The 12,664-nt window shown below is 72.9% G+C and carries 13 protein-coding genes and 1 tRNA gene; 8 read left to right on the top strand and 6 right to left on the bottom strand.

The window, feature by feature from the left end:
- Positions 1-90: 90 nt before the first annotated feature.
- Positions 91-960, bottom strand: coding sequence for a LysR substrate-binding domain-containing protein (locus tag ACFZBB_RS09185; RefSeq protein WP_391119409.1), 870 nt, complete (start codon positions 958-960; stop codon positions 91-93).
- A gap of 235 nt (positions 961-1,195) precedes the next feature.
- Here ACFZBB_RS09185 and ACFZBB_RS09180 point away from each other — a divergent pair, with 235 nt between their 5' ends.
- Positions 1,196-2,251 carry a bile acid:sodium symporter gene (locus ACFZBB_RS09180; protein WP_391120122.1) on the top strand — a complete coding sequence of 352 codons (1,056 nt, stop codon included), beginning with the start codon at positions 1,196-1,198 and terminating at the stop codon, positions 2,249-2,251.
- Positions 2,166-2,699, top strand: a complete 534-nt coding sequence (locus ACFZBB_RS09175; RefSeq protein WP_391119407.1) for a DUF664 domain-containing protein — start codon at positions 2,166-2,168, stop codon at positions 2,697-2,699. Before ACFZBB_RS09180 ends, ACFZBB_RS09175 begins: the two co-directional genes overlap by 86 nt.
- Before the next feature lie 89 nt (positions 2,700-2,788).
- Here the strand turns inward: ACFZBB_RS09175 and fdhD are convergent, their stop codons facing one another.
- Positions 2,789-3,634, bottom strand: coding sequence for a formate dehydrogenase accessory sulfurtransferase FdhD (fdhD, locus tag ACFZBB_RS09170; protein ID WP_355339355.1), 846 nt, complete (start codon positions 3,632-3,634; stop codon positions 2,789-2,791).
- Positions 3,635-3,711: 77 nt separating this feature from the next.
- On the opposite strand from fdhD, the gene ACFZBB_RS09165 reads away from it, so the two are divergent.
- The 5 genes from ACFZBB_RS09165 (at position 3,712) to ACFZBB_RS09145 (ending at position 7,165) form a co-directional block, all read left to right on the top strand.
- A complete protein-coding gene (locus ACFZBB_RS09165; protein ID WP_391119403.1) occupies positions 3,712-4,065 on the top strand; it encodes a chorismate mutase in 354 nt (117 codons plus the stop codon).
- Between the two features lie 123 nt (positions 4,066-4,188).
- On the top strand, positions 4,189-4,854 hold the full coding sequence (locus tag ACFZBB_RS09160; protein WP_391119401.1) for an NAD(P)H-binding protein: 666 nt from the start codon (positions 4,189-4,191) through the stop codon (positions 4,852-4,854).
- Positions 4,855-5,004: 150 nt separating this feature from the next.
- Positions 5,005-5,089, top strand: a tRNA-Leu gene (locus tag ACFZBB_RS09155).
- Positions 5,090-5,225: 136 nt separating this feature from the next.
- On the top strand, positions 5,226-6,239 hold the full coding sequence (locus ACFZBB_RS09150) for a DUF5954 family protein (protein ID WP_391119399.1): 1,014 nt from the start codon (positions 5,226-5,228) through the stop codon (positions 6,237-6,239).
- A 212-nt stretch (positions 6,240-6,451) separates the two neighbouring features.
- Positions 6,452-7,165, top strand: a complete 714-nt coding sequence (locus ACFZBB_RS09145) for a DUF4232 domain-containing protein (protein WP_391119397.1) — start codon at positions 6,452-6,454, stop codon at positions 7,163-7,165.
- A 153-nt stretch (positions 7,166-7,318) separates the two neighbouring features.
- Here the strand turns inward: ACFZBB_RS09145 and ACFZBB_RS09140 are convergent, their stop codons facing one another.
- Complete coding sequence (locus ACFZBB_RS09140; RefSeq protein WP_391119395.1) at positions 7,319-7,897, bottom strand: TetR family transcriptional regulator; 579 nt, start codon at positions 7,895-7,897, stop codon at positions 7,319-7,321.
- An 86-nt stretch (positions 7,898-7,983) separates the two neighbouring features.
- Between ACFZBB_RS09140 and ACFZBB_RS09135 the strand changes: the two genes are divergently transcribed.
- The gene (locus tag ACFZBB_RS09135; RefSeq protein WP_391119393.1) at positions 7,984-8,865 is read left to right on the top strand and encodes an NAD-dependent epimerase/dehydratase family protein; all 882 of its coding nucleotides are present in this window, start codon (positions 7,984-7,986) and stop codon (positions 8,863-8,865) included.
- A 114-nt stretch (positions 8,866-8,979) separates the two neighbouring features.
- Here the strand turns inward: ACFZBB_RS09135 and ACFZBB_RS09130 are convergent, their stop codons facing one another.
- The 3 genes from ACFZBB_RS09130 to ACFZBB_RS09120 form a co-directional block, all read right to left on the bottom strand.
- Entirely contained in the window at positions 8,980-9,831 is an 852-nt protein-coding gene (locus ACFZBB_RS09130) for a helix-turn-helix domain-containing protein (protein WP_391119391.1), read from the bottom strand.
- Positions 9,828-10,604, bottom strand: coding sequence for a helix-turn-helix domain-containing protein (locus ACFZBB_RS09125; RefSeq protein WP_391119388.1), 777 nt, complete (start codon positions 10,602-10,604; stop codon positions 9,828-9,830). The genes ACFZBB_RS09130 and ACFZBB_RS09125 overlap by 4 nt, the downstream gene beginning before the upstream one ends.
- 333 nt (positions 10,605-10,937) lie before the next feature.
- Positions 10,938-12,602 (bottom strand): ATP-binding cassette domain-containing protein, encoded by a 1,665-nt coding sequence (locus tag ACFZBB_RS09120; protein WP_391119386.1) that lies wholly within the window; start codon positions 12,600-12,602, stop codon positions 10,938-10,940.
- Positions 12,603-12,664 lie beyond the last annotated feature (62 nt).

Raw genomic sequence — 12,664 nt, 5'->3', positions numbered from 1 at the left:
GGGTCACGTGCGCCCCGCGCCCGGTGGTGCCTGCGGCTCCGCGTCCGGCCCCGTGTCGTCCGGCCCCGCGTCATCCGGCTCCGTGCCTGGTCAGGGCAGCGGCTTGTGCAACCGGTCGCCGCCCGCGAGGATCGCCGCGGCCAGCGCGTCGGCCGCGTCCTGGGCGCGGGCCTGCCGCCGCCCGTGCAGCAGGACGAAGTCCACCGCGCCCAGCTCCGGCAGCCCGGACCGGGCGGGCAGTCGTACCAGTCCGGCGGGCACCAGGCCCTGCGCGTGCGCCATCACGCCGAGGCCCGCGCGGGCCGCCGCGACCAGACCGCTGAGTGAGGCGCTGGTGCACGCCACCCGCCAGGCCCGCCCGTCGCGCTCCAGCACCTCCAGCGCGCGGGCGCGGGTGATGCCGGGCGGCGGGAAGGCGATCAGCGGCACCGGACGGTCCGGGTCCAGGCGCAGCCGCCCGCCGCCGATCCACACCAGCTTGTCGCGCCACACGAGTCGCCCGGGGCCGTTCGGCCCCTGCCGCTTGGCCAGGCACAGATCGAGCCGTCCCGCGTCGAGCCACTGGTGGAGGGTGCCGGACAGCTCGACGGTCAGCTCCAGGTCGACCTCGGGGTGCTCGCGCCTGAAGCCCTCCAGGATCTCCGGCAGCCGGGTCAGCACGAAGTCCTCCGAGACGCCGAAGCGCAGCCGTCCGCGCAGCCGGGTGCCGGTGAAGAAACCGGCCGCGCGCTCGTTCGCCTCCAGGATCGTCCGGGCGAAGCCGAGCATCGCCTCGCCGTCCTCGGTCAGCTCCACGCCGTGGGTGTCGCGGGCGAAGAGCCGGCAGCCCGCCGCCTCCTCCAGGCGCCGCACATGCTGGCTCACCGTGGACTGCCGCAGCCCCAGCCGCTGCGCGGCCTGCGTGAAGCTCAGCGTCTGCGCCACGGCGAGGAAGGTCCGCAGCTGCACGGGATCGAACATGCCCGCAAGCCTAGTCCGGCTATCGCGTTCCGTGATGACAGTGAGTACGGCAACCGGGCTTCCCGATCGCCGACGCCCCGACGATGCTGGAGCGGTGCCATCAGATACCGCGCCGCAGGACCCGACAGACACTGCGCCGCAGGACCCGACCGATACCGCGCCGCAGGCCGTGACAGATACCGCGCCGCGGGCCGCCGCGACGGACTCCGCGCCGCGGGCCCCGAAGCGGTCGAGGCTGCTCAAGCGGCTGCCCGTCGACCCGTACATCGCGGCCCTGCTCGCCACCGTCGCCTTCGCCGCGCTGCTGCCCGCGACCGGGACCGCCGCGCACACCGCGAGCCATGCCACCAACGGCGCGGTGGCGCTGCTCTTCTTCCTCTACGGCGCCCGGCTGTCCACCGGCGAGGCGCTGACCGGGCTGCGCCACTGGCGGCTGCACCTCACCGTGCTCGCCGCCACCTTCGTCGCCTTCCCGCTGCTGGGCCTGGCCGCCCGCGGCCTGGTCCCGTACGTCCTGGCGCCGCAGCTCTACCCCGGCTTCCTCTTCCTGTGCCTGCTGCCGTCCACCATCCAGTCCTCGATCGCGTTCACCTCGATCGCGCGCGGCAACGTCGCCGCCGCCATCTGCGCCGGGTCCTTCTCCAGCCTGGCCGGGATCGTCCTCACCCCGCTGCTGGCCGCGGCCCTCATCGGCGGCGACTCCGGCGTCGACGCGCACGCGCTGCTCGACATCTCCCTCCAACTGCTCGCGCCCTTCGTCGCCGGGCAGGTGCTGCGCCGCTGGATCAACGGCTTCCTCACCCGGCACCGCAAGGTGCTCGGCTACGTCGACCGCGGGTCGATCCTGCTGGTCGTCTACACCGCCTTCAGCGCGGGCATGGCCGAGGGCATCTGGCACAAGGTCCCGGTGCCGCGGCTGGCGGAACTGCTCGCCCTTGAGGCGGTGCTGCTCGCCCTGATGCTCGGTCTCACCTCCTTCGGCGCGCGACGCCTCGGCTTCGGCCGCGCCGACCGGATCACCATCGTCTTCGCCGGGTCCAAGAAGAGCCTGGCGTCCGGACTGCCCATGGCCACCGTGCTGTTCGGGTCCGGCGCCGGGCTCGCCGTACTGCCGCTGATGCTCTTCCACCAGATGCAGCTCATGGTCTGCGCGGTGATCGCGAAACGCTGGGCACGGCAGCCGGACCCGGAGGTAGCGTGGCGCGATGACCAGGACGACGACGCCACGCGACCAGCCGGACCCACCGCCGCTCCGTGGCGACCTGCGCCCGCCGGGGCTGAACGCGGATGAGCCGACGACGCTGCTGAGCTTCCTCGACTATCTGCGGGAGGCCGTCGTCGCCAAGGCGGAAGGCGTGCCCGACGAGGTCGCGAAGGCGCCGGGCGTCACCTCGGGCACCAGTCTCCTCGGCCTGGTCAAGCACCTCACGGCCGTCGAGTTCAACTGGTTCGTCTGGGCCTACGAGGGCGCCGACCTCCCGCCGCTGGACGACGAGATCCCGCCGTCCGACGACGAGAGCGGCGCCGAACTGATCGCCGCCTACCGCGCCGCCGTCCGGCGCAGCAACGAGACCGTCGCCGCCTGCGCCGACCTCGAACGCCCCGGCGCCCGCTCCCTGCGCGAGACCCCGCCGCCGTCCCTGCGCTGGGTGCTGGTCCACATGATCGAGGAGACCGCACGGCACGCGGGCCACGCCGACATCATCCGCGAACGGTACGACGGGGACGTCGGCCGCTGACGGCCCTGTTCAGGGGATCACCCGGTGACCCGGTGACCCGGTGAGCCGGTGAGCCGGTGAGCCGGTGACCCGAAGACCTGGTGACCCGGTCACCCGGTGTGCTCTGCCGCGAGCGCGATACGGGACTCGCCCGCGTACACGTTCATGGAGTTGCCGCGCAGGAAGCCGACGAGGGTGAGACCGGACTCCGCGGCCAGATCGACGGCGAGCGAGGAAGGGGCGGAGACGGCGGCCAGCACGGGGATGCCCGCCATCACGGCCTTCTGCGCCAGTTCGAACGAGGCGCGGCCCGAGACCATGAGGATGTGTCCGGCCAGCGGCAGCCGGCCCTCGCGCAGCGCCCGGCCGACCAGCTTGTCCACCGCATTGTGCCGCCCCACGTCCTCCCGCGCGTCCAGCAGTTCGCCGTGCTCGTCGAAGAGGGCGGCGGCGTGCAGCCCACCGGTGCGGTCGAACACCGCCTGCGCGGCGCGCAGCCGGTCGGGCAGCGAGGACAGCAGCGCCGGGGTGAGCCTGGGGGAGTCCGGATCGGTGATCGGCAGCCGCGTGGCCGTACGCACCGCGTCCAGGCTGGCCTTCCCGCACAGCCCGCAGGACGACGTCGTATAAACGTTCCGCTCCAGCGAGATGTCCGGAAGCGGGACGCCGGGCGCCAGCTGGACGTCCACGACGTTGTACGTGTTCACGCCGTCCGCGGTGGCGCCCGCGCAGTACACCACCGACCTGACGTCGTCGGCCGCGGCGAGCACGCCCTCGCTGACCAGGAAGCCGGTGGCCAGCGCGAAGTCGTCGCCGGGTGTGCGCATGGTGATGGCGAGCGGCTTGCCGTTCAGCCGGATCTCCAGCGGCTCCTCGGCCACCAGCGTGTCCGCGCGGTGCCCCGCCACGCCGTCCCTGATCCGCAGTACGCGGCGCCGCTCGGTGACCCGTCCCATGCCTCAAGAGTGACATAGGTAGGGTGATCGGGAACTCGCCGCCGAGCACCACGGACCGACCAGGATGGCAGACCGAGATGAGCGACCAGCCGACCGCCGAGCACTCACTGGTGAGCGACGAGGAGGCGTTGGAAAGACTCCGCGCCCTGCGCGGCAGCATCGACAACCTGGACGCGGCGCTGGTGCACCTGCTCGCCGAGCGCTTCAAGTGCACCCAGCAGGTCGGTGAGCTGAAGGCCGCCCACCACCTCCCGGCCGCCGACCCGGCCCGCGAGGCCGACCAGATCGCCCGGCTGCGCCGCCTCGCGGAGGACGCCAAGCTCGATCCGGCCTTCGCCGAGAAGTTCCTCAACTTCATCATCGACGAGGTCGTACGGCACCACCGTGCCATCGCCGCCCGTCCGAAGCAGGCCCCGAACAACGGTTCCTGAACGGCCCCCGTGAACGGCCGCTCCTGACCCTGCGTCAAGTGCCCGGCGCCCGCACCCCGAAACCCGGTGGTGGGGCGCCGCGTTGAACCTGGCACAGCACACGCACACACAGGGAGCCACCACATGAAGCTCACGATCTTCGCGGCGACCGGGGGGATCGGCCGGCTCCTGGTCGACCAGGCGGTCGACGCGGGACACGACGTGACGGCCGTCGTCCGCAATCCGGCGCGACTCACCCGGGACGTCCACTCCGTCACCGCCGACCTCACCCACCCCGACGCCGACGCGCTGCGCGGCGCCGTCGAGGGCGCCGACGGCGTCCTGTCCGCCTTCGGCCCCAGCTCGCGGGCCCAGACCGGCATCACCTCGGTCGGCACCCGCGCCATCGTCGAGGCCATGCAGGCCACCGGCGCCCGGCGGATCGTCGTCGTCAGCGCCGCGCCTGTCTCCACCACGCCGTCGCCCGGCCGCCCGAACCCGCCCAAGCGCGACCCGGGCGAGGGCCCCCTCATGCGCTACGTCGGCGCCCCCGTGGGCAAGCTCTTCCTGGGCAAGCACTTCGCCGACCTCGCCCTCATGGAGGACATCCTCCGCGACAGCGGCCTCGACTGGACCTCCGTCCGTCCGCCCCGCCTCACCGACAAGCCGCTCTCCACCACCTACCGCACCGCCGTCGACCAGAACCTCCGGGGCGGCGCCCTCGCCTCCCGCGCCGACGTCGCCCACTTCATGCTCCACGCCCTCTCCGACCCCGCCACCGTCAAGCAGGCCATCGGCATCGCCACCTGAACCCCCACCCGCCCCCACCTGCTCCGCAGCGTCCGTCCGGGCCCCGCACCCGGCCGGACCGCCCGCCGCAATCCCAGGTGAGAAGCACTCCGAATCCTTGGTATCGTTGACCCCGTCACCACGACCCCGCGGGTCGCGGTGCCACACCCGGTCCGGGTGGCGGAATGGCAGACGCGCTAGCTTGAGGTGCTAGTGCCCTTTATCGGGCGTGGGGGTTCAAGTCCCCCCTCGGACACACATTGTTTTCCTGACAAGGCCGCCTTCGGGCGGCCTTTTTCAGCCCCCTGTTGACAACGATGTCGCGCGCGTGTGGTGTGCGGTATCAGGCAATTCGCTGACAGCCGCCGCTCGGGTGTGGGGACAATGGCTCCATGAGCGGGGACGAACCCACAGCGTCAGAGAACCTGATCATGAACGTCCAACTAGGCGGCCACCCCGTCGAATTGGCCGCCGAGGCAGACCGCAGAGACGCCGCGCAGCGGTACGGGCACTACATCGTCCGCGGCCCGCTCTTCGCCCTGGCGGCGTGCGAACCGGGCGACGTCGGATGGCGGTTGCTGACCCCCATGACGGACGGCTTCCCCCAGGCGTCGCGCGACGCCCTCAACTCCCGCCTCTGGTTCCGGGCCAAGGAGGACACCGACGACCCGGCGCTGCGCCGGGAGCTGCTGTCGGCGGTCGACCGTCTGGAGTCGGAACCCCTCGACGAGCTGACCGTGGCCGGGACCCGCTACCGGGTCGTCCGCGGCGACGAGTTCTTCTACACCCACGACGGCAAGGTCGAGCCGCCGCGCCCCACCGACCCCGATCCCGCGGTCCTGGACTGGGACGACCGTGCCGCGGACCCCGAGCTGGACGGCCACGTCGTCATCGACCACGCCGCCGCGACCGGGGTGATGGCGAGCGCCGAGCGCCTCGCGCTGCGCGACCTGCACTACCGCAGCCTCCGCTACCCCGCCGACGTACGGGCAGACTCGCGGTCCGCGCTGCGGACGCATCCGGGAGTCGTCCTGCTCCCGGCGGCGTTCCGGGTGGTCGAGCGGACGGACGTCGGCTGGGAACCGGCGATCAACATCCTGGCCACCCCGCACGCCGCCCGCCGCGCCCTGGCCGACGCGCTGACCACCATGTGGCCCCGGATGTACGAGCTGGACGCGGCCGAGGAGGCCGACTACGCCCGCGCCGCCGAGGCGTTCCGCGCGGCCGGCCGGGCGAACGAACTCGAGGTCGGCGGCCGGCAGTTCTCCGTGGCCCGCGTCGCGCGGCTGATCCGGGTCGGCGCCGACGGCCCCGAGCCGCCCCGCCCCTCCGACGTCGACCCGTACGGCCCGTCGAAGATCCACCCCACGATGGACGAGCACGGGAACATCACCTACGACGACTGACCACCGGCCCGGTGCGGCGACGTGCCCACCGGGCCGCCGGGGATTCGTGTGACGGATGCGACGACCGCATTCCGTCTGTCTTGATCATGCTTCTCGCGTGTCACGGGGGCGTCCCGGTGGGATTCCCCGCGCAACCGCCACCCCTGCCAGGTGCCTCCATCAGCGCAGAAGGTCCGCGACGGGCGGGCCGGCACCCGACTTACGGAGTAGCAATGCGCAGCAGCAAGAGGCTCTCGGTTCTCGCCCTCGTCGTCGTGGCCGCCGGAATGTCGCTCACGGCCTGTGGCCCCGACGACTCCAGCGCCTCCGGCACGACGGCGTCGCCCAGTGGCCCCGGCGCCACGTCGTCGCCCAGTGCCGCGCCCGGCCAGGACAGCTCCTCCGGCGGTTCCGGTGACGGCTCCGGCAGCGGTTCCGACAGCGGCTCCAGCGGCGGTTCGAGGGACGGCTCCGGCGGTACGACCGGAGGCTCCGGGTCGTCGAACGGCGGCTCCTCGAACGGCGGGTCGGCGGCGGGCACGATGTGCAAGACCTCGAACCTGGCCATCTCGGCCGAGCACGGCATCTCGGGCGAGGGCATGGAGCTGATCCACTTCAAGAACACCGGCTCCAGTTCCTGCACGATGCACGGCTTCGCGGGCATCGACCTGAAGAGCGGCACGGACACCGTGAACGTCGCCCGCCGCCCCGGCAGCGAGGTGCCCACCGTCACGCTGGCTCCCGGCGAGCGCACCGAAGCCGTCCTGTACTACCCGTTCAACAACAGCGGTGGCAGCGGCTACACGTTCACCACGATGACCGTCACGCCGCCCAACGAGACCCACTCCACGAGCGTCGGCGCGACCATCAACATCCCGCTCGACAACCCCGACGAGAACGTCCAGACCACTCAGATCCACATGAACGCGGTCGGCGCGGGCAAGTGACCGCACTCCAGCGAGCAGGCAGCCGCACCGCACCGGAGTCCCGGCCGTGACACGGGCCGAGTCCGCAGCCGCACAACCTCCTGGCGTCGGCCCGGCAGACCACATCTGCCGGGCCCGCCCCGTTTCCGGGTCCGGCCTGTTTCTGTCTCTGGTTCAGCCCAGCGACGCGCTCGCCGCGCGCAGCTCATCGAGGGCCGTGACGAGGTGCCCGCCCAGGTCGTCCTCGGCGTCGCGGTCGCCCTCGGACCAGACCGCGTAACCCCGCTTGAAGGCGAGGAGGCCGAGTTCGCCCGCGAGGGCGGCGGTCGGGCCGGGAATCCCGCGTGCGGCCAGGGCGGTGGTCATCGCGTTGGCGAGGCTGACGCTCTTGAGCGCGTCACGTTCCTGGAGCTCGGCGCTGGCGGCGACGGCCGCCTTGAGGCGGGGGGCGAAGTCGCGGTTCATGGGGCCCATCGCGGTCGAGGCGCGGGCGAGACCGGCGGCGACCGCCTCCAGCGGGCTGGCGTCCGCGGGCGCCTCGGCGATTCCCTCGGCCAGCAGCCGGCTCAGCGTCTCCTGCCCCGCCACCAGCAGCTCGCGCTTGTCGGGGAAGTGCCGGAAGAAGGTGCTCTTGGTGACCCCGGCACGCTCCGCGATCTGCGTGACGGTCGTGGCGTCGTAACCCTGCTCGGTGAACAGGTCGACGGCGGCCACGACGAGGCGTTCGCGCGCCCCTGGTTCCCACCGGCTCATGAGGTCATCCTATCTGATGGGACTCTTGTCCCATCGGTCTGTTACGGTGATGGGACAAGAGTCCCGTCACTTGTGGGAGTGTTTCCATGCGCGTCTTCGTCACCGGCGGCACCGGTCTGATCGGCTCCGCCGTCGTCGCCGAACTGCTCGGCAACGGCCACACCGTCCTCGCACTCACCCGTTCCGACGCCTCCGCGCGAGCCGCCGAGGCGGCCGGGGCCGAGGCGATCAGGGGAGATCTCGCCGACCTGGACGCCCTGCGTACCGGCGCCGGGCGCGCCGACGGGGTGGTCCACCTGGCGTTCGCCAACGACTTCAGCAGCGCCGAAGCGGTCGCGAACGCGGTCGCCGAGGAGACCGCCGCCCTCGCGGCTCTCGGCGAGGCGCTCGTCGGCAGCGACCGCCCCTTCGTCACCGCCTCCGGCACGCCCTACGTGCCGGGCCGCCCCTCCGTCGAGAGCGACCCGGTGCCGACCGAGGGACCCGTCGGCGGTCGCGGTCGCGCGGTCACGGCGGTCCTGGACCTGGCCTCGCGCGGGGTCAGGAGTTCGGCCGTGCGCCTGCCGCGTACGGTCCACAACGAGGGCGCGGGCGGCTTCGCCGGTCTGCTGACCCACATCGCGCGCCGGAGCGGCGTCTCCGGCTACCCGGGCGACGGCACCCAGCGCTGGCCCGCCGTGCACGCGCTCGACGCGGCGGTGCTCTTCCGCCTCGCGCTGGAAGGGGCGGAGGCCGGGACCGCCTGGCACGCGGTGGCCGACGAGGGCGACCAGGTACGGGACATCGCCGCGGTCATCGGCCGCCGGCTGAACCTGCCGGTCGAGTCCGTGCCCGCCGAGACGTACGGCACTCTCGGCCCGATCTTCGCGGGCGACCAGCCCTCGTCCAGCGCCCACACCCGCAAGGTGCTCGGCTGGGAGCCGAAGCACCCCGGTCTCCTGGAGGACCTGGAGAACATCCAGCCCTGAGCGGGCGGCGGCCCTGTCGGCTTCCCGGCCCGAGGAGCGTCAAGGCACTCAGCGACCTCGGCAGCCTCAGGGCTTCCGGGTCTCAGGGTTTCCGGGTCTCGGGGGTTTCGCGTCTCAGCGCCGGAAGGACGTGCCGGGACCGCTCGACGGCCGGAAGGTCGCCTGGAGGCCGGTGAGGTCGCTGCCGTCGACCATGGGCGTCACGAGCGGGCTCTCGGTGTCGTACGTGTCGGTGACCTCGGCCCGCTGGGGCGCGTCGCCGGGGACCGACACCTGGAGCACGTCGCCGACGCGGGTGTGCCAGGCCAGGGCCCAGGCGGCATGGCAGCGCTCGCTGTAGACGAGTTCGAGCCGTGCGCCGCCGGGGGCGCGGTGCCTGCCGAGGATCTTCTCCTGGCCGGGCATCGCGCAGCCCATCGTCATCGCCTCGCGGCCCGCGCACGCGTGGGCTTCGCACGCGGCAGCCGGTGGCGCGGCGGAAGCGGTCGGCGACGCGCTCGTCCCGGCGGACGTACGGTGCAGGGCCGTCAGGGAGGCCGCGACCGTGAGTCCGACCGCGCATACGGCGGCGGGGATCGCCCACTGCCGCCGCCTCCGTCCTTGTGCCGGTCCGGGCGGGACGGAAGGGGGCGCGGAGGGCTCCCGCTCACCGGCCGGTGCCGGTGCCGGTATCGCGGTTGCCGGGGGTGCCGGTCGGGCGGCCCGGCGGCTCCACTCCTGGTCGGCCAGCTCCCACAGCGCCACCAGACGGCCCGGCGGCTCCCGCGCGGTCGCGCACAGGGCCTCGACGGCTTGGCGCGGGGGCAGTTGCTTGCCGTTGAGGTAACGCTCCCAGGAGGACTTGCTGTACGGGGTGCGGTCGGCGAGCGCGGCCAAGTTGAGGCCGGTCAGGGCTCTGAGGTCGCGCAGTGCCCCGGCCAGTCGTGCGCAGGCGGGTCCCGCGGCGGGCGGTGCGGTGTCCGTCATTTGCGCAGGACCCGCCAGGTGTCGGGGCCCACCGTGCCGTCGGGAGCCAGCCCCGCCTTGTCCTGAAGGCGCTTGACCGCCCGCGTGGTGTTCGGACCGTAGACGCCGTCCACCCCGCCGGGGTCGAAGTTCCGGTAGCCGAGCAGGCATTGGGCCTCCACGACGTCCCATCCCGGCTGGGAGAGCAGCGCGGTGCTGGTGGTGCTGTAACCCGCGTACAGCAGCCCCTTCCGACGCTTCACCGCGCACGGATACGTCTTTCCCGGCTGGTAGGCGAAGGCCCCGCGGGTCGGCGCGGCCCGGGAGTCGCTCTCCCAGGGCTCCGCGATCAGCAGCCCGGCGATCAGGCCGGCGAGGGCCACGACGGTCAGGGCGCCGATCAGCGCCGTACGTCGGGTGCGCCGGTTTCCCTGATCCGCCGACCCCGTGTCCTGCTCCGACCCCGGTTCCGCCTCAGGGCCCGGCTCCGATTCCAGCAGGTCGGCGGCCTGTGGCGTCCCCGTCTCCCGCTGCCACATCTCCTCGGCCACTTCGCGCAGTGCCAGCAGCCGTGCCGGGTCGGCGCCCGCCACGCGGGCCAGTTCCTCCACCGCCTGCCGGGGCGGCAGCGCCCGCCCGTTGAGGTAGCGCTCCCACGAGGAGCGGCTGTAGCTCGTCTTGGCCTGGAGCGACGCCAGGCTCAGCCCGCTGTGATCCTTGAGCGCGCGTAACTGGATGAACAGCCTCCGTGCCCGCTCGTCGAGCGCGTTCGGTAATTCCTGCCAACGCGGCATGTTCCACCCCATCGCGTCAGTTCGTCTGATCGGTCATCAGGATCATCGTGTTCTCCGTGACGCCGCCGCAGGTGGACTTTCGGCCACTTTCCCGCCGGGACACCTCCCGGCGCTTCCCGGCGACACCTCAGCCGTAAGGCCGTTGACGCAGGTCAGCGGGTCGGGTGTCCCGCGAATCCGTCAGTTCGGGGCCGCGCCTGGCGGCCGGTACCGGTTCCCCCGCAAGCTCGGTGACGCAAGCCGGGCGGCGCGGTCCACCCCGCGCCGCCCGGCTTGCGCCCGTCCTGGTTTGTGCCTTTCCCGTTCTGTGCCTGTCCCGGTTGATGCCCGTCCCTACGCCTCGGCCGCTCCGAGCAGTCCCCACACCTCGTTGGCGGTGGTCTCCTGGAGCTCGTCCGTGACGAGGAGCCAGCGCGTCACACCGATCGACTCCAGGAACGGCAGATCGTGGCTGGCGACGAGCAGGGCGCCTTCGAAGGAGTCCAGGGCGCCGGTGAGTTGACGCAGGCTGGCCAGGTCGAGGTTGTTGGTGGGCTCGTCCAGTATGAGGAGTTGGGGCGCGGGAGCGGCGAGCATCGTCGCGGCGAGCGCGGCGCGGAAGCGTTCACCGCCGGAGAGGGTGCCCGCGCGCTGCTCGGCCCGCGCGCCCTTGAAGAGGAACCGCGCGAGCTGGGAGCGGATGTGGTTGTCGGTGACGCCGGGCGCCCGCCGGGCCACATTCGCCGCGACGCTCAACTCCTCGTCCAGCACGTCGAGTCGCTGCGGCAGGAATCGCAGCGGTACGTGTCCGACCGCCTCGCCGGACAGCGGCGCCAGCTCACCGGCGAGGGTGCGCAGCAGGGTGGTCTTCCCCGTCCCGTTGCGTCCGACCAGCGCGACGCGCTCGGGGCCGCGTAGCTCGAAGGTGCCGTCGAGCAGCCGGCCGTACCGGGGGCGCAGCGCGCGCAGGCTCAGGACCGTACGGCCGGCGGGCACGGCGGTGTGGGGGAGGTCGACCCGGATCTCGGCGTCGTCACGGACCGCGTCCGCGGCCTCCTCGCGCCGCTCGCGCGCCTCGTCGAGGCGGTCCTCGTGCACGCCGCGGAGCCTGCCCGCCGACTCCTGCGCCGACCGCTTCTTCTCGCCCGCGACGATCCGCGGCGCCCGCCGCTGCGCGTCCAGCTTCTTGTCCTGCTTCTGGCGCCGTGCCACCTTGATCTGCGCCTCCTCCAACTCCCGCTTCTGCCGCCGTACATCGGCCTCCGCGGCCCGCAACGTCCGCCCGGCTGCCTCCTGTTGCGCGGCCAGCGCCTCCCGGTACGCCGACCAGCCGCCGCCGTACCAGTTCACGGAACCCGACCGCAGTTCGGCGATCCGGTCCACGCGCTCCAGCAGTTCACGGTCGTGGCTGACCACGACCAGCACGCCGGAGCGCCAGGAGTCGACGGCCTCGTAGAGCCGCCGCCTGGCCACCAGGTCCAGATTGTTGGTGGGCTCGTCGAGCAGCAGCACATCGGGGCGCTCCAGCAGGAGCGCGGCCAGCCGCAGCAGTACGGTCTCGCCGCCGGACATCTCGCCGACGGCCCGGTCGAGGCCGATGTCGCCGAGACCGAGCGTGCCGAGCGTCGCCAGCGCCCGCTCCTCGACGTCCCAGTCGTCGCCGACCGTCTCGAAGCGCTCCTCGCCCACGTCACCGGCCTCGATCGCGCGCAGGGCGGCGCGCCGCTCGGCGATGCCGAGCGCCTGGTCGACGCGGAGGCCGGTGTCGAGCGTGATGTTCTGCGGCAGGCAGGCGAGGGTGCCGCCGACGCTCACCGAGCCCCGCGCGGGGCGCAGTTCGCCGGAGAGCAGCCGCAGCAGCGTGGACTTGCCGGTGCCGTTGGTGCCGACGAGCCCGGTACGGCCGCGGCCGATGGTCAGGGACAGGCCGTCGAAGACGGGCGTGCCGTCCGGCCACTGGAAGGACAGCCCCGAGCAGGTCAGGGACGCGCCGGGCGGGGTGGCGGTGGGATGGGCCATGGTGGGTCTCGCAGTCGAAAGCGCGGTGGATGGGGGGCTTCGTATGCGAGCACCACGCGGCG

The sequence above is a fragment of the Streptomyces sp. NPDC008139 genome (genome assembly GCF_042957025.1).
Lineage (GTDB): Bacteria > Actinomycetota > Actinomycetes > Streptomycetales > Streptomycetaceae > Actinacidiphila.
This window is presented reverse-complemented; position numbering and strand designations above follow the sequence as displayed.

Coding starts and splice junctions, on each gene's coding strand:
- ACFZBB_RS09130 (WP_391119391.1), bottom strand. CDS start 9,831: ATGACGGACACCGCACCGCCCGCCGCGGGACCCGCCTGCGCACGACTG.
- ACFZBB_RS09135 (WP_391119393.1), top strand. CDS start 7,984: ATGCGCGTCTTCGTCACCGGCGGCACCGGTCTGATCGGCTCCGCCGTC.
- ACFZBB_RS09165 (WP_391119403.1), top strand. CDS start 3,712: ATGAGCGACCAGCCGACCGCCGAGCACTCACTGGTGAGCGACGAGGAG.
- ACFZBB_RS09160 (WP_391119401.1), top strand. CDS start 4,189: ATGAAGCTCACGATCTTCGCGGCGACCGGGGGGATCGGCCGGCTCCTG.
- ACFZBB_RS09175 (WP_391119407.1), top strand. CDS start 2,166: ATGACCAGGACGACGACGCCACGCGACCAGCCGGACCCACCGCCGCTC.
- ACFZBB_RS09150 (WP_391119399.1), top strand. CDS start 5,226: ATGAGCGGGGACGAACCCACAGCGTCAGAGAACCTGATCATGAACGTC.
- ACFZBB_RS09120 (WP_391119386.1), bottom strand. CDS start 12,602: ATGGCCCATCCCACCGCCACCCCGCCCGGCGCGTCCCTGACCTGCTCG.
- fdhD (WP_355339355.1), bottom strand. CDS start 3,634: ATGGGACGGGTCACCGAGCGGCGCCGCGTACTGCGGATCAGGGACGGC.
- ACFZBB_RS09145 (WP_391119397.1), top strand. CDS start 6,452: ATGCGCAGCAGCAAGAGGCTCTCGGTTCTCGCCCTCGTCGTCGTGGCC.
- ACFZBB_RS09125 (WP_391119388.1), bottom strand. CDS start 10,604: ATGCCGCGTTGGCAGGAATTACCGAACGCGCTCGACGAGCGGGCACGG.
- ACFZBB_RS09185 (WP_391119409.1), bottom strand. CDS start 960: ATGTTCGATCCCGTGCAGCTGCGGACCTTCCTCGCCGTGGCGCAGACG.
- ACFZBB_RS09140 (WP_391119395.1), bottom strand. CDS start 7,897: ATGAGCCGGTGGGAACCAGGGGCGCGCGAACGCCTCGTCGTGGCCGCC.